At 73.4% G+C, this 25,084-nt stretch carries 19 protein-coding genes; 15 read left to right on the plus strand and 4 right to left on the minus strand.

Translation table 11 applies throughout. The annotated features are described in order from the left end of the window. Positions 1-127 precede the first annotated feature (127 nt). The 11 genes from AC0693_RS27755 to AC0693_RS27805 all read left to right on the plus strand — a co-directional run bounded on the left by AC0693_RS27755 (position 128) and on the right by AC0693_RS27805 (position 16,113). Entirely contained in the window at positions 128-2,437 is a 2,310-nt protein-coding gene (locus tag AC0693_RS27755) for an ATP-binding protein (RefSeq protein WP_478737201.1), read from the plus strand. A gap of 108 nt (positions 2,438-2,545) precedes the next feature. Further along, complete coding sequence (locus tag AC0693_RS27760; RefSeq protein ID WP_478803167.1) at positions 2,546-4,132, plus strand: PucR family transcriptional regulator; 1,587 nt, start codon at positions 2,546-2,548, stop codon at positions 4,130-4,132. Positions 4,133-4,307: 175 nt separating this feature from the next. Next, positions 4,308-5,753, plus strand: a complete 1,446-nt coding sequence (locus AC0693_RS27765; RefSeq protein ID WP_356407797.1) for an aldehyde dehydrogenase family protein — start codon at positions 4,308-4,310, stop codon at positions 5,751-5,753. A gap of 154 nt (positions 5,754-5,907) precedes the next feature. Further along, complete coding sequence (locus tag AC0693_RS27770) at positions 5,908-7,842, plus strand: acyl-CoA dehydrogenase family protein (protein WP_478803168.1); 1,935 nt, start codon at positions 5,908-5,910, stop codon at positions 7,840-7,842. A gap of 59 nt (positions 7,843-7,901) precedes the next feature. After that, positions 7,902-8,645 carry a hypothetical protein gene (locus tag AC0693_RS27775; RefSeq protein ID WP_478803169.1) on the plus strand — a complete coding sequence of 248 codons (744 nt, stop codon included), beginning with the start codon at positions 7,902-7,904 and terminating at the stop codon, positions 8,643-8,645. A 68-nt stretch (positions 8,646-8,713) separates the two neighbouring features. Then, a complete protein-coding gene (gene dxr, locus AC0693_RS27780; protein WP_478803170.1) occupies positions 8,714-9,964 on the plus strand; it encodes a 1-deoxy-D-xylulose-5-phosphate reductoisomerase in 1,251 nt (416 codons plus the stop codon). After that, complete coding sequence (locus AC0693_RS27785; protein WP_356407785.1) at positions 9,961-11,262, plus strand: M50 family metallopeptidase; 1,302 nt, start codon at positions 9,961-9,963, stop codon at positions 11,260-11,262. Before dxr ends, AC0693_RS27785 begins: the two co-directional genes overlap by 4 nt. A gap of 231 nt (positions 11,263-11,493) precedes the next feature. Beyond that, complete coding sequence (gene ispG, locus AC0693_RS27790) at positions 11,494-12,651, plus strand: flavodoxin-dependent (E)-4-hydroxy-3-methylbut-2-enyl-diphosphate synthase (RefSeq protein WP_468464142.1); 1,158 nt, start codon at positions 11,494-11,496, stop codon at positions 12,649-12,651. A 164-nt stretch (positions 12,652-12,815) separates the two neighbouring features. Then, a complete protein-coding gene (locus AC0693_RS27795; RefSeq protein ID WP_478803171.1) occupies positions 12,816-13,661 on the plus strand; it encodes a GNAT family N-acetyltransferase in 846 nt (281 codons plus the stop codon). A 105-nt stretch (positions 13,662-13,766) separates the two neighbouring features. Next, a complete protein-coding gene (locus AC0693_RS27800) occupies positions 13,767-14,336 on the plus strand; it encodes a GNAT family N-acetyltransferase (protein WP_478803172.1) in 570 nt (189 codons plus the stop codon). A 79-nt stretch (positions 14,337-14,415) separates the two neighbouring features. Next, complete coding sequence (locus AC0693_RS27805) at positions 14,416-16,113, plus strand: proline--tRNA ligase (RefSeq protein ID WP_469320373.1); 1,698 nt, start codon at positions 14,416-14,418, stop codon at positions 16,111-16,113. Positions 16,114-16,617: 504 nt separating this feature from the next. Here AC0693_RS27805 and AC0693_RS27810 read toward each other — a convergent pair. The 4 genes from AC0693_RS27810 to AC0693_RS27825 form a co-directional block, all read right to left on the minus strand. Beyond that, positions 16,618-17,523 (minus strand): slipin family protein, encoded by a 906-nt coding sequence (locus AC0693_RS27810; protein WP_478803173.1) that lies wholly within the window; start codon positions 17,521-17,523, stop codon positions 16,618-16,620. Positions 17,524-17,596: 73 nt separating this feature from the next. After that, positions 17,597-18,517, minus strand: coding sequence for an aminoglycoside phosphotransferase family protein (locus tag AC0693_RS27815; RefSeq protein WP_478803174.1), 921 nt, complete (start codon positions 18,515-18,517; stop codon positions 17,597-17,599). Positions 18,518-18,533: 16 nt separating this feature from the next. Next, positions 18,534-19,019 carry a ferritin-like domain-containing protein gene (locus AC0693_RS27820; protein ID WP_478803175.1) on the minus strand — a complete coding sequence of 162 codons (486 nt, stop codon included), beginning with the start codon at positions 19,017-19,019 and terminating at the stop codon, positions 18,534-18,536. After that, positions 19,016-19,618, minus strand: coding sequence for a hypothetical protein (locus tag AC0693_RS27825; protein ID WP_478803176.1), 603 nt, complete (start codon positions 19,616-19,618; stop codon positions 19,016-19,018). Before AC0693_RS27825 ends, AC0693_RS27820 begins: the two co-directional genes overlap by 4 nt. A 155-nt stretch (positions 19,619-19,773) precedes the next feature. Between AC0693_RS27825 and rimP the strand changes: the two genes are divergently transcribed. From rimP to infB, 4 genes are all read left to right on the plus strand, one after another. Beyond that, positions 19,774-20,286, plus strand: a complete 513-nt coding sequence (gene rimP / locus AC0693_RS27830) for a ribosome maturation factor RimP (protein WP_469320370.1) — start codon at positions 19,774-19,776, stop codon at positions 20,284-20,286. Between the two features lie 2 nt (positions 20,287-20,288). Continuing rightward, positions 20,289-21,362, plus strand: a complete 1,074-nt coding sequence (gene nusA / locus AC0693_RS27835; protein ID WP_356407755.1) for a transcription termination factor NusA — start codon at positions 20,289-20,291, stop codon at positions 21,360-21,362. 127 nt (positions 21,363-21,489) lie between these two features. Further along, positions 21,490-21,762 (plus strand): YlxR family protein, encoded by a 273-nt coding sequence (locus AC0693_RS27840; RefSeq protein ID WP_469336938.1) that lies wholly within the window; start codon positions 21,490-21,492, stop codon positions 21,760-21,762. Between the two features lie 167 nt (positions 21,763-21,929). After that, a complete protein-coding gene (gene infB / locus AC0693_RS27845) occupies positions 21,930-25,082 on the plus strand; it encodes a translation initiation factor IF-2 (protein WP_478803177.1) in 3,153 nt (1,050 codons plus the stop codon). Positions 25,083-25,084: the final 2 nt, after the last annotated feature.

Genomic DNA, 25,084 nt, shown 5'->3' on the forward strand with positions numbered 1-25,084 from the left:
GCGCCCCTCGTGGATCATGACGGGGTACGGGCCGCGGAGCGCCCCCGGCGGCTAGATTGAGCGCGCGGCACGGCACGCACGCGGCACGCCGCGCACAGCGCGGTGAACGGGCAGGGGGCTTGGGTTCATGGACACCGACGGGACGCACGGCGCCGAAGGGGCGCAGGGCGCGCACGGGGCGTACGAGACGCCCGGCGGGCACGGCACGCCCGCGCACGGCACGCCGGGTGCGTACGGCGCGCCCGCGTCCGGCGCGCCCGGCCCGGGCCCGGCCCGGGAGGCGCTCCGGCCGGGCCAGGTGCCCCGGCCCGCGGGGCCGCCGCCCGCGCTGCCCCCGCTGCCTCCGCTGCCCAAGGAACGGCCCGCAGCGGACGGCCCGCGGCCCGCCGGGTCACCGGGGACCGGCTCCGCCGGGTCCCCGCCCCGGCCCGCCCACGCCCCCGGCGGCGGGCCCACCCTCGCCGACTGGCTGCGCACCCCGCGCCGCGCCGACGGCCCGGGCCTGTGGACGTACGGCCACGTGCCGCGCGCCGCCGTCGCCCCCGAGCTGACGCCGCTGCGCCAGCTGATCAGCGGCGCCCTGATCTCGCTGCTGGCCGGACTGCTGCTGTGGTCCCTGCTGTGGAACGGCTACCTCGGCGGCTTCTGGCTCTGGCCGCTCTACGCCTTCACCCCCGACGCCTGGAACCACGACTCCTTCTCCGTGGCCGCCGCCTACGTCTGGTACGGCCTGGTCATGCTGGCCCTCGTCATCGGCTTCGGCCGCCTCGGCCGCTGGCCCGAGCTGTTGCGCCGGCTCCTGCGGCCCGCCGCCCGGGCCGCGCACCCCAGTGCCCCCGCCCGCATCGAACCCGGCAGCGCCGAGGACCCCGTCGGCTGGCAGCAGCTGCGCGCCGCCGGTCTCGCGGAGGCCGCCGAGCGGCTCGGCGCCGACATCGCGGCCGGCCGGATGAACGACGTCGACTACACCCGGATCCGGCGCGCCTGGGAGTCCGTGCGGGCCGACCCCTCCCGGCTGCGGGCCTTCGCCGAGGCCGTCCGCACCAAGGGCGCCGGGGCCTGCGTCCACCCGTCCGGCGCCCGTGACCTGCCCGTCCGCGCCGCCCGGCACGACCTGCTGGCCCGCCAGGTCCTCCTCGGCACCGTCGAGGACGGCCCCCGCAACCCCTACCCCCGGCGCGGCACCTGCCTGGCCCTGGACCCCGCCGTGCTGGGAACCTCGCTGCTCGCGGTCGGACCCTCCGGCACCGGCAAGACGCGCCGCCTGGTGCGGCCCGTCGTCGAATCCCTCGCCCTCCAGGCCCTGGCCGGGCAGGCCGCCGTCATCGTGGTCGCCGCCGCCGGGGCCCAGCTCGGCCCCGACACCGCCTACGACGTCGTCGTGCGCATCGGCGACCCCGGCTCCGCCTACGACCTGGACCTCTACGGCGGCACCACCGACCCCGACGAGGCGGCCACCCTGCTCGCCGACGCCTTCGTCGGGGACGTCGCGGGGCTCGACGTGCGCCGGGCCGCCACCGCCCTGGCCCAGCTGATCGGTCCCTTCCGGGCGGCGTACGGCCGCTTCCCCGCCGTCCCCGAACTGCGCGAACTCCTGGACCAGGTGCCCGCCACCCTCGCCGCCCTGCGGGCCCGGCTGGAGAGCGCCGGCCAGTACCCGATGCTGCGCGAACTCGACGCGCGCGAGCGCCAGCACGGGGCGGCCGCCGACCCCGGTCCCGCGCTCGCCGACCGGGTGGCCCTCCTCGACCGGCCCGCCTTCGCCTCCTTCTTCGACGTCGGCGCCGGTGACGCCACCGGGCGGCCCTTCTCGCTGCGCTCCCTGGAACACCCCGTCCGGGTCCGGATCGACCTGCCCGAACGCGGGCACGCCGACGCCTCCCGGATGCTGGCCCGGCTCCTGCTCGCCCAGTTCACCGCCGCCGCGACGCTGCGCACCGACCGCTCCCTCTTCGCCTTCCTCGCCTTCGACGACGCCTCGCACACCCTCACCCCGGAGACCGTGCGCGGGGTCCAGCGGCTGCGCTCGGCCCACGCCGGGGTCCTGCTCACCCTGCGCACCCTGGACGACGTACCGGAACCGCTGCGCACCCCGCTGCTCGGCGCCGTCGGCTGCCGGATGGCCTTCTCCGGGGTCACCACCTGGGACGGCAAGCGCTTCGCCGAGGCCTGGGGCACCGAATGGGTGGAGGCCCGGGACGTCACCAGCCGGACCGTCTTCGCCGACCAGCCGCTCACCCGCGCGATCCACGCCTTCCGCAAGCTGGTCACCGGCAAGGCGGTGACCACCGACGCCGTCACCGTCCGCCAGGTGGAACGGGAACGGTGGTCGGCCTCGGACCTGGCACACTCCGTGCCGCCGGGGCACGCCGTCCTCTCGCTGACCTCGGTGGACGGGGAACGGGCGGCTCCGCTGCTCGTCTCCCTGGCGGGCTGAGCGCGGGCGGCCCGCGCGCGGGCCGCGACCCGTACGGGGTGGCAGAATCGAGGAGAGCCGTTCCTACGACACGGCTAAATCCCCCTCGCCAAAGGCCGCTGGTAACCGATGCCGCTCACCCTCGCCTCGCTCGTGCAGAACTCGGCGCTCAAACTCGGCGTGCGGGCCGGGGAGAGCCGCCTGGACACCCCCGTCCGCTGGGCCCACGTCAGCGAGCTGGCCGACCCCGTCCCCTACATGGAGGGCGGCGAGCTGCTGCTGATCACCGCGATGAAGCTGGACGCGGAGGACCCCGAGGAGATGCTCCGCTACGTCCGCAGGCTCGCCGCCGCCGGAGTCGTCGGCCTCGGCTTCGCGGTCGGCGTCAACTACGAGGCGGTCCCCGAGGCGCTGGTCGAGGCCGCCCGCGCCGAGGACCTGCCCCTGCTGGAGGTGCCGCGCCGGACCCCCTTCCTCGCGATCAGCAAGGTCGTCTCGGCGGCCCTCGCCGCCGACCAGTACCGGGCCGTCACCGCCGGCTTCGAGGCCCAGCGCGAGCTGACCCGGGCCGCGCTCTCCGCCGACGGCGCCGCCGAACTCCTGGCGAAGCTCGCCGCGCACGTCCACGGCTGGGCCGCGCTCTACGACACCTCCGGCGCGGTCGTCGCCGCCGCTCCCGAGTGGGCCGCGCGCCGGGCCGCCCGGCTCACCCCCGACGTCGAGCGGCTGCGCGAGCGGCCCGCCCCCGCCAGCGCCGTCGTCGGCGGCTCCGAGGACCGGGTCGAACTCCAGTCCCTGGGCACCGGGCGGCGCGCCCGCGGCGCCCTCGCCGTCGGTACGGGCGCCCCGCTGGGCACCGCGGAGCGGTACGCCGTGCACTCCGCCGTCGCCCTCCTCACCCTCACCACCGAGCGCTCCCGCTCCCTGCACGACGCCGAATCCCGGCTCGGCGCCGCCGTGCTGCGGCTGCTGCTGGACGGCCAGACCGACCACGCGCGGGCCGTCGCCGGCGACCTCTACGGCGGACTCCTCGACGCGCCCTTCCGGCTCGTCATCGCCGAACCCGCGCTGCCCGGCACCGCCCAGCCCGAAGGCCTCGCGCTGCTCGCCGACGCCGTCGAATCGGCCGCCGCCCGCAGCGGCGAGGCGCTGCTGGTGGTGACCGAGCCGGGCAGGCTGCTGGTGCTCGCCGCCGACGGGGGGGCCGCCGCCGGGGCGGTGTCCGACCACGCCGAAGCGCTCGAAGCCCGCCGCGGCCGCGAAACGGTCGGCCCGGAACCGGACGAACTGGTCATCGGCGTGTCCGCGCCCGCCGCGCCCGCCGGCGCCGCGGGCGCCCACAAGCAGGCTGACCAGGCTCTGGTCGTCGCCCGGCGGCGCGGCCGCCCGCTGGTCGAACACGACGAGCTGGCCGCGGGCTCCGTCCTGCCGCTGCTCGCCGACGACGCCGTACGGGCCTTCGCGGACGGGACCCTGCGCGCCCTGCGGGACCACGACGCCACCGGCCGCGGGGACCTGGTCGCCTCGCTGCGGGCCTGGCTCTCCCGGCACGGGCAGTGGGACGCGGCCGCCGCCGAGCTGGGGGTGCACCGGCACACGCTGCGCTACCGGATGCGCCGGGTCGAGGAGATCCTGGGCCGCTCCCTGGACGATCCGGACGTCCGGATGGAGCTGTGGCTGGCCCTGAAGGTCACCGGCGCCGACGCGCCGTCCTGACCCCGCGCGCCGGGAGCCCGTACCGGGGGTATGGCTCGGGCCCGCCCGTCCCCTGACAAACCGGCGCACCGCGGCCGGGCGCCACTCCACGCCGGACAAGCGCCGAATCCGCGGCGGAGTCCTACGGTGGGAGGGACAAGGACTCCGCACACACTCCGAAGGGCCGGGATTCGCCATGACTTCCACCCACGCCTTCTGGCTCGCCGGTCGCCAGGCCACCGGCGAGGACAGCTTCGACGTCACGTCCCCCTGGGACGGCCGCGTCGTGGGCACCGTCAGCGTGCCCACCGACGCGCAGGTCGAGGAGGCCGTGGCGGCCGCCCACGCCGTGACCGCGGAGTTCTCGGCGACCCCCGCCCACGTACGGGCCGCCGCCCTGGACCACGTGTCCAAGCGGCTCACCGAGCGCACCGAGGAGATCGCCCAGCTGATCTCCGCCGAGAACGGCAAGCCCATCAAGTGGGCCCGCGGCGAGGTCGGCCGCGCGGTGTCCGTGTTCCGGTTCGCCGCCGAGGAGGCCCGCCGCTTCAACGGCGGCGAGGCCCAGCGCCTGGACACCGACGCCGGCGGCGTCGGCCGCCTCGCGCTGACCCGCCGCTTCGTCAAGGGCCCGGTCCTCGGCATCGCGCCGTTCAACTTCCCGCTGAACCTGTGCGCCCACAAGGTGGCCCCGGCCATCGCCGTCGGCGCGCCGATCATCCTGAAGCCCGCCCCGGCCACCCCGCTCTCCGGTCTGATCCTCGGCGAGCTGCTCGCGGAGACCGACCTGCCGGCCGGTTCCTGGTCCGTGCTGACCGTGGCCAACGACAAGATGCCGGCCCTGGTCAAGGACGAGCGGCTGCCCGTCATCTCCTTCACCGGCTCCGACACCGTCGGCTACGCCATCCAGCAGTCGGTGCCCCACAAGCACTGCACCCTGGAGCTCGGCGGCAACGCCGCGGCCGTCGTCCTGGACGACTGGTCCTCCGAGGCCGACCTCGAATGGGCCGCGACCCGGATCGCGACCTTCTCGAACTACCAGGCCGGCCAGTCCTGCATCTCGGTGCAGCGAGTGATCGCCGACGCCTCCGTCTACGACCGCCTGGTCGAGAAGGTCGTTGCCAAGGTCCAGGCCCAGGTCACCGGCGACCCGTCCGACGCGGGCACCGACGTGGGCCCGCTGGTCTCCGAGGACGCCGCCAAGCGCGTCGAGTCCTGGGTGGACGAGGCCGTGGCCGCGGGGGCCAAGCTGCTGACCGGCGGCAAGCGCGAGGGCGCCTCGTACGAGCCGACCGTGGTCGCCGAGCTGCCCGCGGGCGTCAAGCTCGCCTGCGAGGAGGTCTTCGGACCGGTCCTGACCCTGCAGAAGGTCGAGAACGTCGACGAGGCCTTCGCCGCCGTCAACGACTCGAAGTTCGGCCTGCAGACGGGCGTCTTCACGCGGAACATCCAGACCGCCTTCCGCGCCCACCGCGAGCTGGAGGTCGGCGGCGTGATCGTCGGCGACGCGCCCTCCTACCGCGCCGACCAGATGCCCTACGGCGGCGTGAAGCAGTCCGGCGTGGGCCGCGAAGGCGTCCGCTACGCCATGGACGACTACACCTACGAGCGCGTCCTGGTCCTCACGGGCCTCGACATCTGAGCCGACTGCGGCGGCCACGAGCCGACGGCCCGAACCCACTGTGCGGGGGTTCGGGCCGTCCCCTTTTCCCGACGGCTCCGAGCGGGTACGACTCCCTGGTGGCACCGACCGGTAATCACCCGATCATCCGATTCGGCGGCGAGGTGAGCTGCGCATGTCCGCAACACAGCCCAAGGTGACCGAGCGCGAGGCACGGCAGGTCGCGGAGGCGGCCCGGGAGCAGGACTGGCGCAAGCCCAGCTTCGCCAAGGAACTCTTCCTCGGGCGCTTCCGGCTCGACCTGATCCACCCCCATCCGCTGCCCGCCCCCGAGGACGTCCGGCGCGGCGAGGCCTTCCTGGAGCGGCTGCGGGCCTTCTGCGAGAGCGAGATCGACGGCGCCCGCATCGAACGCGAGGCGCGGATCCCCGACGAGACCGTGCGCGGCCTCAAGGAACTCGGCGCCCTCGGCATGAAGATCGACACCAAGTACGGCGGCCTCGGCCTCACCCAGGTGTACTACAACAAGGCCCTGGCCCTCGTCGGCTCCGTCAGCCCCGCCATCGGCGCCCTGCTCTCCGCGCACCAGTCCATCGGCGTCCCGCAGCCGCTCAAGCTCTTCGGCACCCAGGAGCAGCGGGACCTCTTCCTGCCGCGCTGCGCCCGCACCGACATCAGCGCCTTCCTGCTCACCGAACCGGACGTCGGCTCGGACCCGGCCCGCCTCGCCACCACGGCCGTGCCGGACGGGCAGGACGGCTACGTCCTGGACGGCGTGAAGCTCTGGACCACCAACGGCGTGGTCGCCGACCTGCTCGTCGTCATGGCCCGGGTGCCGAAGTCCGACGGCCACAAGGGCGGCATCACGGCCTTCGTCGTCGAGGCGGACTCGCCGGGCGTGACCGTCGAGCACCGCAACGCCTTCATGGGCCTGCGCGGGCTGGAGAACGGCGTCACCCGGCTGCACCGCGTGCGGGTCCCGGCCGCGCACCGGATCGGCCCCGAGGGCGCCGGTCTGAAGATCGCCCTCACCACCCTCAACACCGGCCGGCTCTCCCTGCCCGCGATGTGCGTCGGCGCCGGCAAGTGGTGCCTGAAGATCGCCCGCGAATGGTCCGGGGCCCGCGAGCAGTGGGGGCGGCCCGTCGCCCGGCACGAGGCCGTCGGCGCCAAGATCTCCTTCATCGCCGCTACCACCTTCGCCCTGGAGGCGATGGTCGACCTGGCCTCGCAGATGGCCGACGAGGACCGCAACGACATCCGCATCGAAGCCGCGCTGGCCAAGCTGTACGGCAGCGAGATGGCCTGCCTGATGGCCGACGAACTGGTCCAGATCCGCGGCGGCCGCGGCTTCGAGACCGCCGAGTCCCTCGCCGCCCGCGGCGAACGGGCCGTCCCCGCCGAGCAGATGCTCCGCGACCTGCGCATCAACCGGATCTTCGAGGGCTCCACCGAGATCATGCACCTGCTGATCGCGCGCGAGGCCGTCGACGCCCACCTGGCGGTGGCGGGCGACCTCATCGACCCCGACAAGGCGCTGGGCGACAAGGCCAGGGCGGGCGCCAGGGCCGCCGGGTTCTACGCCCGCTGGCTGCCCAAGCTGGCGACCGGACCCGGGCAGGTCCCCGGCTCCTACCGCGCCTTCCACCCGGACGGGCATCCCGACCTCGCCACCCACCTGCGGTACGTCGAGCGCGGCGCCCGCAAACTCGCCCGCTCGACCTTCTACGCGATGTCCCGCTGGCAGGGCCGGATGGAGACCAAACAGGGCTTCCTCGGCCGGATCGTCGACATCGGGGCCGAACTCTTCGCCATGAGCGCCGCCTGTGTCCGGGCCGAGCACCTGCGCGCCACCGGCGAGCACGGCCGCGAGGCCTACCAGCTGGCCGATGCCTTCTGCCGGCAGTCCCGGCTGCGGGTCGAGGAGCTCTTCGGCCGCCTGTGGGCCAACACCGACGACCTGGACCGCACGGTGGTCGAGGGCGTGCTCGGCGGGGTCTACACCTGGCTCGAAGAAGGCGTGCTGGACCCCTCCGGCGCCGGCCCCTGGATCGCCGACGCCACCCCCGGACCCTCCGCGCACGAGAACGTGCACCGGCCCATCCGCTGATCTCCCGCACAATCGTGTCCTCTGCATGATCCGAACGGGACGGGAACACGATGAACAGGGTGGGGAACACGGCGCCGCGGCGCGCGGCGGGGGCGGCCACGGCGGTGCTGCTGCTGGTCGCCGCCGCCACCGGGTGCGGCGGCCGGCAGGACCGGGAGACGGGCGTGCCCGCGCCCCGGGCGACGGCCACGAGCACGCCGCCCCCGGCGGCCCAGGGCCCGGCAGCGGACAAGCTCAAGGCCCTCGCCCTGGCACCCGGCGAGAAGGCCGGCGCCTACGAGGCGGACGAGCCGGTCCTCGACGAGCCGATGAACGAGTCGTACGAGGCCACCCCGGCCGCCTGCCGGCCGCTGACCAGCCTCGGCCGGGCGGGCCACCGCGCCCAGGCCTACGTGAAGACCGACGTGCCCGACGAGATGCGGGCCGTCGTCACCGAGATCCTGCTGCGCTCCTACGACGGAGCCGGCGCGAAGGCGGCCCTGACCTCCCTCGCGGCCGCGGGCAAGAGCTGCGCGGGCGGCTACACCGAGGACCGGATGCTCGCCGAGGGCCGGATCCTGCGGGTGGAGCCCGTACCGCCGCCGAAGCTCGGGGACGAGGCGCAGGCGTACCGGATCGTCGTCCAGGACGTGAAGGACAAGAACCTCTCCCTCTTCAAGTACCTGACGGTGATCCGCTCCGGCTCCGTCACGCTCTCCTTCCGCTCCGACGTCCTCGACATCAAGGACTTCGGCGGAGTGCCGCCGGAGGTCGTCACCGCGCAGTGGAAGAAGTTCGCCAAGGGGGCCGGGGCCGCCTCCTAGGAAGACTCCCGGACACCGGTCGGGGAGAGGGTGTCCGGGCGGCCCGGCGATGCGGCAACAATAGGGGGATGAGCGACAGCCCATCCCCCCTCGCCGACCCGCACCTCCTCTTCGACGCCGCGGCCGGCCGCCGGGACATCGTCGTCCTCGGGTCCACCGGCTCCATCGGCACCCAGGCCATCGACCTCGTCCTGCGGAACCCGGACCGGTTCCGGGTGACCGCGCTGTCCGCCGCGGGCGGTCGCGTCGGCCTGCTCGCGGAGCAGGCCCGGCTGCTGCGGGTGAAGACGGTGGCGGTGGCCCGCGAGGACGTCGTACCGGCCCTGAAGGAAGCGCTGGGCGACCAGTACGGCGCGGAGCCGATGCCCGAGATCCTGGCCGGACCGGACGCCGCGGCCGAACTCGCCGCCTCCGAGTGCCACACCGTCCTCAACGGCATCACCGGTTCCATCGGCCTCGCGCCGACCCTCGCCGCGCTCCGCGCCGGGCGCACCCTCGCGCTCGCCAACAAGGAATCGCTGATCGTCGGCGGCCCGCTGGTCAAGGAGCTGGCCCGGCCGGGCCAGATCATCCCGGTGGACTCCGAGCACGCCGCGCTCTTCCAGGCCCTCGCGGCCGGCACCCGGGCGGACGTGCGCAAGCTGGTGGTCACCGCCTCCGGCGGCCCCTTCCGCGGCCGCACCCGCGCCGAACTGGCCGACGTCCGGGTCGAGGACGCCCTCGCGCACCCGACCTGGGCCATGGGCCCGGTCATCACCGTGAACTCCGCGACCCTGGTCAACAAGGGCCTGGAGGTCATCGAGGCGCACCTCCTCTACGACATTCCCTTCGACCGCATCGAGGTCGTCGTCCACCCGCAGTCCTACGTGCACTCGATGGTCGAGTTCACCGACGGCTCCACCCTCGCCCAGGCCACCCCGCCCGACATGCGCGGCCCCATCGCGATCGGCCTCGGCTGGCCCCAGCGCGTCCCCGACGCGGCCCCCGCCTTCGACTGGACCAAGGCCTCCACCTGGGAGTTCTTCCCGCTGGACACCGATGCCTTCCCGTCCGTGGGCCTGGCCCGGCACGTCGGCGCCCTGGGCGGCACCGCCCCCGCGGTGTTCAACGCGGCGAACGAGGAATGCGTGGAGGCCTTCCTGGCCGGCCGGCTGCCGTTCACAGCAATCATGGATACGGTCGCAGCCGTGGTCGACGAGCACGGCACCCCGCGCTCGGGAACCTCTCTGACCGTCCCGGACGTCCTGGAGGCGGAGACCTGGGCACGGGCCCGGGCCCGGGAGATGGCGGCGCAGGCCGCAGTGGAGGCGCGCGCATGACGATTCTGATGACCGTGATCGGCATGCTCATCTTCGTGGTGGGACTGCTGGTCTCGATCGCCTGGCACGAGCTGGGCCACCTCTCGACGGCCAAGCTGTTCGGCATCCGCGTGCCGCAGTACATGGTCGGCTTCGGCCGGACCATCTGGTCCCGCAAGAGGGGCGACACGGAGTACGGGCTCAAGGCCATCCCGATGGGCGGCTACATCCGCATGATCGGGATGTTCCCGCCGGGCGAGGACGGCAAGGTCACCGCCCGCTCGACCTCCCCCTTCCGGTCGATGATCGAGGACGCCCGTTCGGCCGCGTACGAGGAGCTCCAGCCCGGCGACGAGGACCGGCTCTTCTACACGCGCAAGCCCTGGAAGCGCGTCATCGTGATGTTCGCGGGCCCCTTCATGAACCTGGTCCTCGCCCTCGCGATCTTCTTCGGCGTCTGGATGACCTTCGGGGTCACGCAGCAGACGACCAAGGTGGCCTCCGTCTCCGACTGCGTCCTCAAGCAGAGCGACAAGCGCACCACCTGCCGGCCGGGCGACCAGGTGGCCCCGGCCAAGGCCGCCGGGCTGCGGGCCGGCGACCGGATCGTCGCCTTCGACGGGCACCGGGTCACCGACTGGTCCGTGCTCCAGCAGAAGATCCGCGACACCATCGGCCCGGTCACCGTCACCGTCGTGCGCGACGGCCGGGAGCTGGAGCTGCGGCCCACCCTGATCGAGAACACGGTCGGCAAGACGGACGGCCACGGCGGCTACGTCAAGGGCCAGTTCGTCACCGCGGGCTTCTTCGGCTTCGGCCCGGCGACCGAGACCGAGGCGCTCTCCTTCGGCCAGTCGGCCACGCACATGGCCGACGTCGTGGACCAGAGCGTGAGCGGCCTGCTCAAGCTCCCGGCCAAGATCCCGCCGCTGTGGAACGCGGCCTTCGGCGACGGCGAGCGCGAGCCGGACTCCCCGATCGGCATCGTCGGCGCCGCCCGCATCGGCGGCGAGATCGCCAACCTCGACATCCCGGCCACCGACCGGCTCGTGATGTTCCTGAACCTCGTCGGGATGTTCAACCTGGCGCTGTTCCTGTTCAACATGCTGCCGCTGCTCCCGCTCGACGGCGGGCACATCGCGGGCGCCCTGTGGGAGTCGGTCCGGCGCACGGTCGCCCGGGTCTTCCGGCGCCCCGACCCGGGCCCCTTCGACGTGGCCAAGCTGATGCCCGCCGCCTACCTGGTGGCCGGGGTCTTCGTCTGCTTCACGGCGCTGGTCATGGTGGCCGACGTGGTGAACCCGATCAAGATCAGCTGACCGGGGTCCCCGCGGCGGCCACCGCCCGCCGCGGGGGCCGCCGTTCGGCTGATCGTCGTACCGCACTCCGGGGCGCGTCGGCCACGAATCGTGTCCGACTCCCTACGTTTGGGTGGTGCGGCCCCTCGGATGCGCGGCGGCCGTGCCGATTGGCGTAATCTCGAAGGCTGGAGCCCGCCGATCTCGGGACCTCGATCCATGCCTTGATCCACACTTGGGGTTGCTCAGCAGATGACTGCCATCTCTCTCGGAATGCCGTCCGTGCCGACCAGGCTTGCCGACCGCCGCGTCAGCCGCAAGATCCAGGTCGGCTCGGTCGCCGTCGGCGGTGACGCACCCGTGTCGGTGCAGTCCATGACCACGACGCGGACCTCCGACATCGGCGCCACCCTCCAGCAGATCGCCGAGCTGACGGCCTCCGGCTGCCAGATCGTGCGCGTGGCCTGCCCGACCCAGGACGACGCCGACGCCCTCGCGGTCATCGCGAAGAAGTCGCAGATCCCGGTCATCGCCGACATCCACTTCCAGCCCAAGTACGTCTTCGCGGCGATCGACGCGGGCTGCGCCGCGGTCCGCGTGAACCCGGGCAACATCAAGCAGTTCGACGACAAGGTCAAGGAGATCGCGCGCGCCGCCTCCGACGCCGGCACCCCGATCCGGATCGGCGTCAACGCGGGCTCCCTCGACGCCCGGCTGCTGAAGAAGTACGGCAAGGCCACCCCGGAGGCGCTGGTCGAGTCCGCGCTGTGGGAGGCCTCCCTCTTCGAGGAGCACGGCTTCGGCGACATCAAGATCTCGGTCAAGCACAACGACCCCGTCGTGATGGTCAACGCCTACCGCCAGCTGGCCGCCGCCTGCGACTACCCGCTCCACCTGGGCGTCACCGAGGCCGGCCCCGCCTTCCAGGGCACCATCAAGTCCGCGGTCGCCTTCGGCGCGCTCCTCTCCGAGGGCATCGGCGACACCATCCGCGTCTCCCTGTCGGCCCCGCCGGTCGAGGAGATCAAGGTCGGCCTGCAGATCCTGGAGGCGCTGAACCTCAAGCAGCGCCGCCTGGAGATCGTCTCCTGCCCCTCCTGCGGCCGCGCCCAGGTCGACGTCTACAAGCTCGCCGAAGAGGTCACCGCGGGCCTGGACGGCATGGAGGTGCCGCTGCGCGTCGCCGTCATGGGCTGCGTCGTCAACGGCCCGGGCGAAGCCCGTGAGGCCGACCTCGGCGTCGCCTCCGGCAACGGCAAGGGCCAGATCTTCGTCAAGGGCGAGATCATCAAGACCGTGCCCGAGTCGAAGATCGTCGAGACCCTCATCGAAGAGGCGCTCAAGATCGCCGAGCAGATGGAGCGGGACGGCGTGGCGTCCGGCGAGCCGCAGATCTCCGTCGCCGGCTGAGGGATTCCCGCGCGGCTCCCGCCGCACCCGCGGATCCGCCCCGGCCCCGTCCCCGCAGCTCGCGGGCGGGGCCGGGGCCTTCGTGTGCCGCTGCGGGCGCCATCCCACGGGTGCGCCGGGTACAGTGCGGAGATCAGCGGACGTGCACGGTGAGGCCCCCTACAGTGTTGACGCAGACCACCACCCGGGTCCTGGAACCCAGCGATCTCGACGCCGCGCTCGAAGTACTCGGCCGCGAGCCCGTCGCGAACGCCTTCGTCACGTCCCGGGTCCAGGTCGCGGGCCTCGACCCCTGGCGCCTGGGCGGCGAGATGTGGGGCTGGTACACCGACGGCCACCTCACCTCCCTGTGCTACGCGGGCGCGAACCTGGTCCCCGTCTGCGCCACCCCCGAGGCCGTACGCGCCTTCGCCGACCGCGCCCGGCGCACCGGCCGCCGCTGCTCCTCCATCGTCGGGCCCGCCGACGCCGCCGGACCGCTGTGGCGGCTGCTGGAGCCGCACTGGGGCCCCGCCCGCGACGTCCGCTCCCACCAGCCCCTGATGACCATCGAGCAGCCGTCCTCCGAGATCGCCGCGGACCCGCTGGTCCGCCGGGTCCGCAAGGAGGAGATGGACATCATCATGCCCGCGTGCGTGGCCATGTTCACCGAGGAGGTCGGCGTCTCCCCGCTCGCCGGGGACGGCGGCCTGCTCTACCAGGCCCGGGTGGCCGAACTGGTCGCCGCGGGGCGCTCCTTCGCCCGCATCGAGGACGGCAAGGTCATCTTCAAGGCCGAGATCGGCGCGGCCACCGCCCGCGCCTGCCAGATCCAGGGCGTCTGGGTCGACCCCGCCCACCGCGGCCTCGGCCACTCCGAGACGGGCATGGCGGCCGTGGTCGAGTACGCCCTGCGGGACATCGCCCCGGTCGTGAGCCTCTACGTGAACGACTTCAACACCGCCGCGCGGGCCTCGTACCGGCGGGTGGGCTTCCGCGAGGTCGGGGAGTTCATGAGCGTGCTGTTCTGACCGATGCCCTCCTACCGCGCGCCGGTGTCGTATGCCGCCGTCCCGTGTCAGCGGCGTGTGCCAAGTCCGTACCGGGCGCGGGCGGCGCGAAGTAAGGTCGGCCGCATGCTGCCTACCCCCGGGGGCGACCCCCGCCACCCCGCCGGCGTCACCCTCGGTCCGCTCGACCTGGCCGCCCGCGTGGACGAGGCCCTGCGGGTCCAGGCCGTCGCCTTCGGGCTCAGCGAGGAGGAGGTGGCCATCCGGCGCTACATCGTGCAGCGCCACATGGTCTGCCCCGGCGCCCGCGCCCTCGGCGCCTACGGGGACGACGGCGCCCTCGTCGGATTCGTCTACGGGATGCCCAACGACCGTACGCACTGGTGGTCCACGGTCGTCGAGCCGCACCTGCGCGCCGGCGGCCACGACGGCTGGCTCGACGGCTCCTTCGTCATCACCGAACTCCACGTCCACCCCGCCTGCCAGGGCCGGGGCGTCGGCCGCGCCCTGATCACCCGCATCACCGACACCGCCGCCGAACCGCGCTCGATCCTCTCCGCGATCGACACCGACAGCCCGGCCCGCGCGCTGTACCGCGGGCTCGGCTACACCGACCTCGCCCGTCGCGTGCACTTCCCGAGCGCCCACCTGCCCTACGCGGTGATGGGCGCTCCACTGCCCCTGCTGCGGCCCTGACTGCCCGTCACAGGCTGTCCGGGCGGGGTCCTGCGTAATGGATTGTCCGGGGCCCCGGCGCCCCCGGTAGCCTCGCGTCATGTCAACGCAACACGTGCAGCGCATGTCCCGCCTGATGGCCAAGACCCTCCGCGAGGACCCGGCCGACGCGGAGACCCTCAGCCACAAGCTCCTCGTCCGCGCGGGCTACGTACGCCGCAGCTCGGCCGGCGTGTGGAGCTGGCTGCCGCTCGGCAAGCGGGTCCTGGAGAACGTCTCCCGCGTCGTCCGCGAGGAGATGGACGCGATCGGCGCACAGGAGGTGCTGCTGCCGGCGCTGCTGCCGCGCGAGCCGTACGAGGTGAGCGGGCGCTGGACGGAGTACGGCGACCTGCTCTTCCGGCTCAAGGACCGCAAGGGCGCCGACTACCTGCTCGGCCCCACGCACGAGGAGATCTTCACCCTCGTCGTCAAGGACCAGTGCACGTCCTACAAGGACCTGCCGGTGATGCTCTACCAGATCCAGACCAAGTACCGCGACGAGGCCCGGCCGCGCTCGGGCGTGCTGCGCGGCCGCGAGTTCCAGATGAAGGACTCCTACTCCTTCGACGTCGACGACGAGGGCCTCGCCGAGTCCTACGCGCTCCACCGCGCCGCCTACCAGCGGATCTTCACCCGCCTCGGGCTCGACCACCGCATCGTCTCGGCCGTCTCGGGCGCCATGGGCGGCTCCGCCTCCGAGGAGTTCCTCGCCCCCGCCGCCGCGGGCGAGGACACCTTCGTCGACTGCCCGTCCTGCGACTACGCGGCCAACACCGAGGCCGTCACCTTCGCCCTGACGCCGGTCGCGGGCGAACACGGCCCGGCCGAGGACATCGCCACCCCCGACACCCCCACCATCGAATCGCTGGCCGCGCACCTCGGCGTACCGGCCTCCGCCACGCTGAAGAACCTGCTGGTCAAGGTGGACGGCGAGATCGTGGCCGTCGGAGTACCGGGGGACCGCGAGGTGGACCTGGGCAAGCTGGGCGAGCACCTGGCCCCGGCCGTCGTCGAGTTGGTGACCGCCGAGGACTTCACCGGCCGGCCCGACCTGGTCCGCGGCTACGTCGGCCCGCAGGGCCTGGAGAAGGTCCGCTACCTGGCCGACCCCCGCGTCGCGCCCGGCACCTCGTGGGTCACCGGTGCCAACCGCCCCGACACCCACACGCGCAACGTGGTGTGCGGACGGGACTTCGAGGTCGACCAGTACCTCGACGTGGTCGTCGTCGAACCCGGTGACCCCTGCCCGGCCTGCGGTACGGGGCTGCGCCTGGACCGGGCCATCGAGATCGGCCACATCTTCCAGCTGGGGCGCAAGTACGCGGACGCCTTCGGGCTGGACGTCCTCGGCAAGGAGGGCAAGCCGGTCCGCGTCACGATGGGCTCGTACGGCATCGGCGTCTCCCGGGCGGTGGCGGCCCTGGCCGAACAGAGCGCGGACGAACGCGGCCTGTGCTGGCCCGCGGAGGTCGCCCCCGCCGACGTCCACGTGGTGGCGGCGGGCAAGGCGGTGCCGCTCGCGCTCGCCGAGCGGGCCGCCGGGGCGCTGGCCGAGGGCGGGAAGCGGGTCCTGCTGGACGACCGGCCCGGGCTCTCGCCCGGCGTGAAGCTGACGGACGCCGAGCTGATGGGCGTGCCGTGGATCCTGGTCGCGGGCCGCCGCTCCGCCGACGAGGTGGTCGAACTCCAGCACCGCGCCACCGGTGTCCGCGAAGAACTCCCCCTCGCGGAAGCCCTGTCCCGCCTCCTCCCGTAACCGGCCCCGGGCGCCGGCCCCCGCCTCCGGCGGGGCTGGGGGTCGGGTGCGGGGCCTGCGTCTGGCCGCGCCCAAGCGTCCGTGAGGCGGGGAGTGTGCGGCTGTCGCCTTCTCGCCTCCGGCGGCGCCTCAAACGCCGGCGAGGCTGGGGGGTCGGGGCTCGGGCTCCCGGGCTCTGGTCGCGCAACGCCCGCGAGGCGTGAGGTGTGCGGCCGCGTGGCCCTCCGCTCCGGGGCGCCTCAAACGCCGGCGGGGCTGAAGGGTGGGCGCCCGGCGGTCATCCGTCTCGCGGGGTCACCGGGCACGTCCCACTGGGTCGAGCCGTCCGCACCCGGCCGGGCAAAACCAGCCCCGCCGGCGCTTGAGGCGCCGCCGGAGGCAAGCGCAGCGCGAGATGCTCCCTTGGACCCGGGCAAGATCAGCCCCGCAGCGCAGCCCGGAGGCCTCCTCCGGACCCCGGCAAGATCAGCCCCGCCGGAGGCAGAGGGGTCAGCTGGGCTACGGTTACTGATCCCCGTCCCGGAGGGGGTCGGGGGCCGCGGGCGGAGCAGCAGGGGCGCCCTCGTCCAGGGCCGCCGGTCCAGCCGGGGGCGCGGCCGTGCCGCCGGGAGCCGGAGCCGCCGCCACTGGACTCGCCACCGGCCCCGGCGCCGGGGCCGCGCGCTCCAGGAAGCGCAGGAGTTCCACCGGAAACGGCAGGACCAGCGTGGAGTTCTTCTCCGCCGCCACCGCCACCACCGTCTGCAGCAGCCTCAACTGCAGCGCCGCCGGCTGCTCCGACATCACCTCGGCCGCCTCGGCCAGCTTCTTCGACGCCTGGAGCTCCGCGTCCGCGTTGATCACCCGGGCCCGCCGCTCCCGGTCCGCCTCCGCCTGCCGGGCCATCGACCGCTTCATCGTCTCCGGCAGGGACACGTCCTTGATCTCGACCCGGTCGATCTGCACGCCCCACCCCACCGCCGGGCTGTCGATCATCAGCTCCAGCCCCTGGTTCAGCTGCTCCCGGTTGGACAGCAGGTCGTCCAGGTCGGACTTGCCGATGATGGAGCGCAGCGAGGTCTGCGCCATCTGGGAGACCGCGAAGCGGTAGTCCTCCACCTCGATGATCGCGTTCGCCGCGTCGACGACCTTGAAGTACACGACGGCGTCCACCCGCACCGTGACGTTGTCCCGCGTGATGCCCTCCTGGGCGGGCACCGGCATCGTCACGATCTGCATGTTGACCTTGCGGAGCCGGTCCACCACCGGGAGGACCAGCGTGAACCCGGGCCCCCGGATCCCTTCCCGCAGCCGACCGAAGCGGAACACCACGCCCCGTTCGTACTGCTTGACCACCCGGGCCCCGGCGCCCAGCAGCACCGCGACACCGGTTCCCGCGGCGATTCCCGCTGTCAGCAGCTCCTCGACCATGACGGCCTCCTGCCCGACAAATCCACCTATCGGCGGTATGCCCGGCAGCGGCCGCGCCAACCGGCCCGACCGCCTACAGCCAGCCCGCGAACTCCAGCAGCAGCTCGCCGTCCCGCCGCCGTCCCGCCGCCAGCGCCCGCACCCCGGACTCCACCGCCCGGAAGAGCGTCCAGCCGCGCAGCCGGTCCCGGTCCACCTCCAGCGAGTCCGCCAGCCGGTTCACCCGCCGCCGCGCGCCCGACGCGCCCGCCGAGGTGGCGACCTGGTCCTCCAGCCGGTCCCGGCACAGCCGGGCGAGGTCGTACTCGCGGTCGCCGACCAGCGGCTCCGGACCGACCGTCAGCCACGGCGCCCGCTCGCCCGCCAGCACCTTGCCCTGGCGGAAGTTCCCGTGCAGCAGCGCCTCTTCACCCGGCAGCGCCACCAGCTCCTCCCGGGCCGAGAGCGCCGCCGCGACCAGCGGCGCGGCCTGCGCGGGCGCGGTCACGAACACCGCGCACTGGCGCCCCGTACGCTCGGCCACCGTCTCGAAAGGGTGGTCCGCCGGGGGCGCCACCCACAGCCGCCGGATCGTGCCCGCCGCCTCCAGCAGCGCCTTCGCGTCCGGCAGCGAGCGCAGCGAGACCTCCGGCTGGAGCCGCTCCAGGAGCAGCGCGCCGTCGTCCTCGCCCCCGCCCGCGGCCGCGTCCGCCGCCGTGTCGAGGACGCGTACGGCGCCGAAACCCGCCCAGTGGTCCAGCGCGGCCCGCTCCCGGTCCGGCCGGGCCCCCGGCGGTGCGATCTTCAGCGCGGCCGGGCTGCTGTCGGGGTAGCGCACCAGGACCACCAGACTGCTGCGGCCGCCGGGGGCCTGCACCCGCTGGGCGAGCACCCCGCGCCGGGCCAGCGCCTTCCCGGCCAGCTCGGGCAGCCGCCCCAGCCACTGGGTGTTCTGCGACGGATCCGGCGTCTCGCCGAGCGCCCGTACGAGCCGCTCCGGCGGTTCGAAAGCCATGCGTGCGGGGTCCCTTTCAGCTGTTGCGGACTCGTTCAGCGCGTTCCGCGAGCCCAGGGAAGGCTACGCCGCCGCCGCGCCAGCGTGCCGCGCGGACCGCGGCCGCGCTCAGCGCGTCGGCCGCCTCCCGGCGCAGCGGACCGTCCGCGGCGCGCACCAGATCGGAGTACGCGCCCGCCACCCGCTCCTCGATCTCGGCGGCGAGCCGCTCCGCGTCGCCCGGGGTGCGGACCGGGAACGGCAGCGCGTACGCCGCCTCCGCGGGCTGCGGAGACCCGCCCAGGTCGCGCACGGTGCGGGCGAGCGCGTCACGGCGGGCGAGGTGGACCCCGTAGCCGTCCCGCGCCTCGCCGGAGCGCTCGGGCGCGACCCGGGCGCCGATCACCCCGTAGCCGTAGGCCGCCGCGTGCTCGGCGGCCAGTACGGCCTGGGCGGCGGTCAGCGGGCGGCCGCCGTTGCGGGTGGGTTCCGGCGCCTGCGCGCGGGTCACGGGTCTGGTCACGCCTTGCCTCCGGAGTTCGGGCCGAGCAGGTAGGTGTGCACGGCGCCGCAGGCGGCCACCGAGGCGAGCAGCCGGGCCAGCTCCCCCGAGGTCCCGGCCAGGGCGATCGTGCGGGCCTCGGCCAGGTCCCGCTCGGCGGTCGCGAGCGCGGCCAGCGCCTCCGCGGGCTGGGCGGGCACCGGGTCGGCGTTCTTCCCGGCGGTCTTCCCGGGCGGGTTGCCGGCCGCGCCCGTCCCGGGATCCGGCGCGGGGGACCCCGGGGCCGCGGACCCGGAGGTCGAGGGGGACGGCTTCGGGGCGCCGTCGTCCGGGGCCAGCGCCCCCACGTGGGCGGCGACCGCCGAGCGCAGCGGGGCGAGCCGTCCGGCCAGCGGCGGATGCGCGGCGATGGTGGCGTCGTAACGTTCCAGCAGCAGTTCGCTGTCCCGTACCGCGCCCTCCCGGATCGGCCGTTCGGGTGGTGCCTCGGCACTCTCGGCGGCCACCCCGCCCCCCGAACACCCGGTGAGCAGCGCGGCACCGGCCGCACCCGCGGCACCGGTCAGCAGGCTCCTTCGCGAAGGCATGGTCCAGGGCACGGCGGCGTCCTCGGTGGTCACGGCGGTCAGGAACGGGGGCAGGCAAAGATCACGGTACCCGGGGCCCCGTCCACAGGGCGGACGGCAACACCCCCCGCGACCGGATACCCTGTTGACCTGACACGCGACACACGCGACGGAACCACAACAGCACACGCGGCCGAGGAGTCACCCGGATGAGCACCACCCAGAGCGACAGGCTGCGCGCATTGCTGGAGCCGCTCGTCGCCGCCCAGGGCCTGGACCTCGAAGAGATCGAGATCTCCAAGGCGGGCAAGCGCCGCATGCTGCGCATCATCGTGGATTCCGACGAGGGCGTGGAGCTGGACACCTGTGCCGAGCTGAGCCGGGTGGTCTCCGAGACGCTGGACGCGACCGACGAGATGGGTGAGGACGAGTACGTCCTCGAGGTGAGTTCGCCGGGCGCCGACCGCCCGCTGACCGAGCACCGCCACTACGTCCGGGCGATCGGCAGGCTCGTGAAGTTCCAGCTGGCCGCCGAGGGGGAAAAGGATGCCGGCGAACTGATCGCCCGCATCCTCGACGTCGACGACGAGGGCATGGACCTCGAAGTACCGGGCGTGAAGGGCCGCAAGGCGACCGCCCGCCGCATCGCGTTCGCCGACATCGCCAAGGCGCGGGTCGAAATCGAGTTCAACCGCAAGGACAAGAAGGAAGAGGAGGCGTAGCCGTGGACATCGACATGAGTGCCCTGCGGGGTCTGGTCCGGGAGAAGGAGATCTCCTTCGACCTGCTGGTCGAGGCGATCGAGTCCGCTCTCCTCATCGCGTACCACCGCACCGAGGGAAGCTTCCGGCGCGCACGCGTCGAGCTGGACCGCACCAACGGCCACGTGGTCGTGTGGGCGAAGGAGGACCCGCGGGATCTGGAGGAGGGCCAGGAGCCCAAGGAGTTCGACGACACCCCGTCGGACTTCGGCCGGATCGCCGCCACCACCGCCAAGCAGGTGATCCTGCAGCGTCTGCGCGACGCGCAGGACGACCAGACCTTCGGCGAGTTCCTCGGCCGTGAGGGCGACGTCATCACCGGCGTCGTGCAGCAGGGCAAGGACCCCAAGAACGTGCTGGTCGACATCGGCAAGATGGAGGCCATGTTGCCGGTGCAGGAGCAGGTGCCGGGCGAGGAGTACACCCACGGCCTGCGTCTTCGTACGTACGTCGTCCGGGTGGCCAAGGGTGTCCGCGGTCCGTCCGTGACCCTCTCGCGCACCCACCCCAACCTGGTGAAGAAGCTCTTCGCCCTGGAGGTCCCGGAGATCGCCGACGGCAGCGTCGAGATCTGCGCGATCGCCCGCGAGGCCGGTCACCGCACCAAGATCGCGGTGCGCTCCACCCGCTCGGGCCTGAACCCGAAGGGCGCCTGCATCGGCCCGATGGGCAGCCGCGTGCGCAACGTCATGGCGGAGCTGCACGGCGAGAAGATCGACATCGTCGACTGGTCGGACGACCCGGCGGAGATGGTCGCGAACGCGCTGTCACCCGCCCGGGTGAGCGAGGTCGAGGTCGTCGACTGGGACACCCGCTCCGCCCGGGTCACCGTGCCCGACTACCAGCTGTCGCTGGCCATCGGCAAGGAGGGCCAGAACGCCCGCCTCGCCGCGCGGCTCACCGGCTGGCGCATCGACATCCGCCCCGACACGGAGCAGCCCGCCGAGGACGGGGCGGTCGCCGACCGCTCCGACCGCGGCGAGCGCTCCGACCGGGGCGGCGACCGCGACCAGCGGTCGGACCGCCCGGTCCGTTAAGGGCCCGGCGGGGAATAAACCGCTACCGGCCGGAGGTTCTCGGCCGGTAGACAGGTGATAACACGACGACGTCCGTTCGATTTTTCGCCCGTAGGGGTGAGGTCGGTGCGGGGAGGTAGACTTAAGCGTGTCTGGCCGGACGCATGCCCGCGCATGCCCTGAACGCACCTGTGTGGGGTGCCGGGAGCGAGCGGCCAAGAACGACCTGCTGCGCATCGTGGCGGTGGGGGACGCATGCGTCCCCGATCATCGCGGTACGCTGCCCGGCCGGGGTGCCTACGTGCATCCCGCCGTGGTCTGCCTCGACCAGGCGGTACGCCGACGCGCGTTCCCCAGGGCCTTCAAGTCCTCGGGACCGTTCGACACGGTGGAGCTGCGCAAGGCCGTAGAAGGGCCGTAGAGGCACAGCGCAAGAACAGAAGCAGTACGGCACGGATGCCCCGTGCGGTCAGGTACCTCGCGAGTTGGAAGTAGGTCGAGATTGCGATGAGCACTCGATGAGTACGCGATGAGTACGCCCATGAAGTAGCGACGGTCCGGCGTAACCCGGACCTAAAAGGAGCATTAGTGGCTAAGGTCCGGGTATACGAACTCGCCAAGGAGTTCGGAGTGGAGAGCAAGGTCGTCATGGCCAAGCTCCAAGAACTCGGTGAGTTTGTGCGTTCGGCGTCCTCGACGATCGAGGCGCCGGTCGTACGCAAGTTGACTGACGCACTGCAGGGCCCCGGCGGCAACGCCGGCAAGTCCGCTGCGAAGCCCGGCGCGCCCCGCAAGGCCGCGCCCGCCAAGCCCGGGGCTCCCACCCCGGGCGCCGTTGCACGTCCCGCGGCGCCCAAGCCCGGCGCCCCGGCCCCCAAGCCGGTCGTCGCCGAGGCCCCGGCCGCCGCGGCGCCCAGCGCCCCCGCGCCGGTGGCTCCGGCCGCCTCCGGCCCGCGTCCCGGCCCGAAGGCCCCGGCCGCCCCGAAGCCCGCCGTCCAGGCGCCCGCTCCGGTCGCGACCGAGTTCACCGCGCCGCCCTCGGCCCCCGCTGCCCCGCAGCGCGCCGAGCGCACCGAGCGTCCCGCCGGTGCGACCCCCGGTCCGCGTCCCGCGCAGCAGCGTCCGGCCGCGGCCCCGGGTCAGACCGGTGCCCGTCCCGGCGCGCCGCGTCCGGCCGGCCAGGAGCGTCCGGCCCAGGGACAGCGTCCCGCCGCCGGCGGTCAGGCCGCCCGTCCGGGTGGTGCCCGTCCCGCGGGTCCCCGTCCCGGCAACAACCCCTTCACCTCCGGTGGCTCCACCGGCATGGCGCGTCCGCAGGCTCCCCGCCCGCAGGGTGCCCCCCGTCCCGGTGCCCCCGGCGCCGGCGGCCAGGGTGCTCCGCGTCCGCAGGGCGGTCCCGGTGGCGCTCCGCGTCCCCAGGGCGGCGCCGGTGCGGGTCGTCCGACCCCGGGCGGCATGCCCCGCCCGCAGGGCGGCGCTCCGCGTCCGGGTGGTGCTCCGGGCGGTAACCGTCCGAACCCCGGCATGATGCCGCAGCGTCCCGCTGCCGGTCCCCGTCCCGGTGGCGGCCCCGGCGGTGCCGGTCGCGGTCCCGGTGCGGGCGGTCGTGGTCCCGGCACCGGTGGTGCCGGTCGTCCCGCCGGTGGCGGCGGCTTCGCCGGCCGTCCGGCCGGTCCCGGCTCGCGTCCCGGTGGCGGCGGCGGCTTCGGCGGCCCCCGTCCCGGTGGTGGCGGCTTCGGCGGCGGTCCTGGTGCGGGTGGCGGTGGCCGTCCCGGCTTCGCCGGCCGTCCCGGTGGCCCCAATGCCCGTGGTGGCACGCAGGGCGCCTTCGGCCGTCCCGGTGGTCCCGCGCGTCGTGGACGCAAGTCCAAGCGCCAGCGTCGCCAGGAGTACGAGGCCATGCAGGCCCCGTCGGTCGGCGGCATCATGCTGCCGCGCGGTCACGGCGAGACCGTTCGCCTGTCGCGCGGTGCGTCCCTCACCGACTTCGCGGAGAAGATCAACGCCAACCCGGCGTCGCTCGTCGCCGTGATGATGAACCTCGGCGAGATGGTCACTGCCACGCAGTCCGTCTCCGACGAGACGCTCGAAATGCTGGCCGGCGAGATGAACTACGTCGTTCAGATCGTCAGCCCGGAGGAAGAAGACCGCGAGCTGCTCGAGGGCTTCGACATCGAGTTCGGCGAGGACGAGGGCGGCGAGGAATACCTCATGCCGCGTCCGCCGGTCGTGACCGTCATGGGTCACGTCGACCACGGTAAGACCCGACTGCTCGACGCCATCCGCAAGACGAACGTCGTTGCGGGCGAGGCCGGTGGCATCACGCAGCACATCGGTGCGTACCAGGTCGGTACCGAGGTCAACGGTGAAGAGCGCAAGATCACCTTCATCGACACCCCCGGTCACGAGGCGTTCACCGCCATGCGTGCCCGTGGTGCCAAGTCGACCGACATCGCGATCCTCGTGGTCGCGGCCAACGACGGCGTCATGCCGCAGACGATCGAGGCGCTCAACCACGCCAAGGCCGCCGGCGTCCCGATCGTCGTCGCGGTCAACAAGATCGACGTCGAGGGTGCCGACCCGGTCAAGGTGCGCGGTCAGCTCACCGAGTTCGGTCTGGTCGCCGAGGAGTACGGCGGCGACACGATGTTCGTCGACATCTCCGCCAAGCAGGGTCTGCACATCGACTCCCTGCTGGAGGCCGTCGTCCTCACCGCCGACGCCTCGCTCGACCTGCGCGCCAACCCGGAGCAGGACGCTCAGGGTATTGCGATCGAGTCCCACCTCGACCGCGGCCGCGGTGCCGTCGCCACCGTCCTCGTCCAGCGCGGTACCCTCCGCGTCGGCGACACGATGGTCGTGGGCGACGCCTACGGCCGTGTGCGCGCCATGCTCGACGACAAGGGCAACAACGTCGAGGAAGCGGGTCCCTCGACCCCCGTCCTGGTCCTGGGTCTCACCAACGTCCCCGGCGCCGGCGACAACTTCCTCGTCGTCGACGAGGACCGCACCGCCCGTCAGATCGCCGAGAAGCGTGCTGCGCGCGAGCGCAACGCCAACTTCGCCAAGCGCGTCCGCCGGGTGTCCCTGGAAGACCTCGACTCGGTCCTCAAGGCCGGTCTGGTCCAGGAACTCAACCTCATCATCAAGGGCGACGCGTCCGGTGCGGTCGAGGCTCTCGAGTCCTCGCTGCTCCAGCTCGACGTCGGTGAAGAGGTCGACATCCGCGTCCTGCACCGCGGTGTGGGTGCGGTCACCGAGTCCGACATCTCGCTGGCGATGGGCTCCGACGCCATCGTCATCGGTTACAACGTCCGTGCGGCCGGCCGTGCCGCGCAGATGGCGGACCGCGAGGGCGTCGACGTCCGCTACTACTCGGTGATCTACCAGGCCATCGAGGAGATCGAGGCGGCCCTGAAGGGTCTCCTCAAGCCGGAGTACGAAGAGGTCGAGCTCGGTACGGCGGAGGTCCGCGAGGTCTTCCGCTCGTCCAAGCTGGGCAACATCGCCGGTGTCCTCATCCGCTCGGGCGAGGTCAAGCGCAACACCAAGGCGCGGCTCCTGCGCGATGGCAAGGTCATCGCCGAGAGCCTCACCATCTCCGGTCTGCGCCGCTTCAAGGACGACGTCACCGAGATCCGCGAAGGGTTCGAGGGCGGTATCAACCTCGGCTCCTACAACGACATCAAGGTCGACGACGTCATCGCGACGTACGAGATGCGCGAGAAGCCGCGCGCGTAAGC

Source organism: Streptomyces sp. NPDC043876 (genome assembly GCF_056435825.1).

Excerpts from the sequence above, each read along its gene's own strand:
- AC0693_RS27755 (WP_478737201.1), top strand. The coding sequence starts at position 128 with ATGGACACCGACGGGACGCACGGCGCCGAAGGGGCGCAGGGCGCGCAC.
- AC0693_RS27760 (WP_478803167.1), top strand. The coding sequence starts at position 2,546 with ATGCCGCTCACCCTCGCCTCGCTCGTGCAGAACTCGGCGCTCAAACTC.
- AC0693_RS27765 (WP_356407797.1), top strand. The coding sequence starts at position 4,308 with ATGACTTCCACCCACGCCTTCTGGCTCGCCGGTCGCCAGGCCACCGGC.
- AC0693_RS27770 (WP_478803168.1), top strand. The coding sequence starts at position 5,908 with ATGTCCGCAACACAGCCCAAGGTGACCGAGCGCGAGGCACGGCAGGTC.
- dxr (WP_478803170.1), top strand. The coding sequence starts at position 8,714 with ATGAGCGACAGCCCATCCCCCCTCGCCGACCCGCACCTCCTCTTCGAC.
- AC0693_RS27785 (WP_356407785.1), top strand. The coding sequence starts at position 9,961 with ATGACGATTCTGATGACCGTGATCGGCATGCTCATCTTCGTGGTGGGA.
- ispG (WP_468464142.1), top strand. The coding sequence starts at position 11,494 with ATGACTGCCATCTCTCTCGGAATGCCGTCCGTGCCGACCAGGCTTGCC.
- AC0693_RS27800 (WP_478803172.1), top strand. The coding sequence starts at position 13,767 with ATGCTGCCTACCCCCGGGGGCGACCCCCGCCACCCCGCCGGCGTCACC.
- AC0693_RS27805 (WP_469320373.1), top strand. The coding sequence starts at position 14,416 with ATGTCAACGCAACACGTGCAGCGCATGTCCCGCCTGATGGCCAAGACC.
- AC0693_RS27810 (WP_478803173.1), bottom strand. The coding sequence starts at position 17,523 with ATGGTCGAGGAGCTGCTGACAGCGGGAATCGCCGCGGGAACCGGTGTC.
- AC0693_RS27815 (WP_478803174.1), bottom strand. The coding sequence starts at position 18,517 with ATGGCTTTCGAACCGCCGGAGCGGCTCGTACGGGCGCTCGGCGAGACG.
- rimP (WP_469320370.1), top strand. The coding sequence starts at position 19,774 with ATGAGCACCACCCAGAGCGACAGGCTGCGCGCATTGCTGGAGCCGCTC.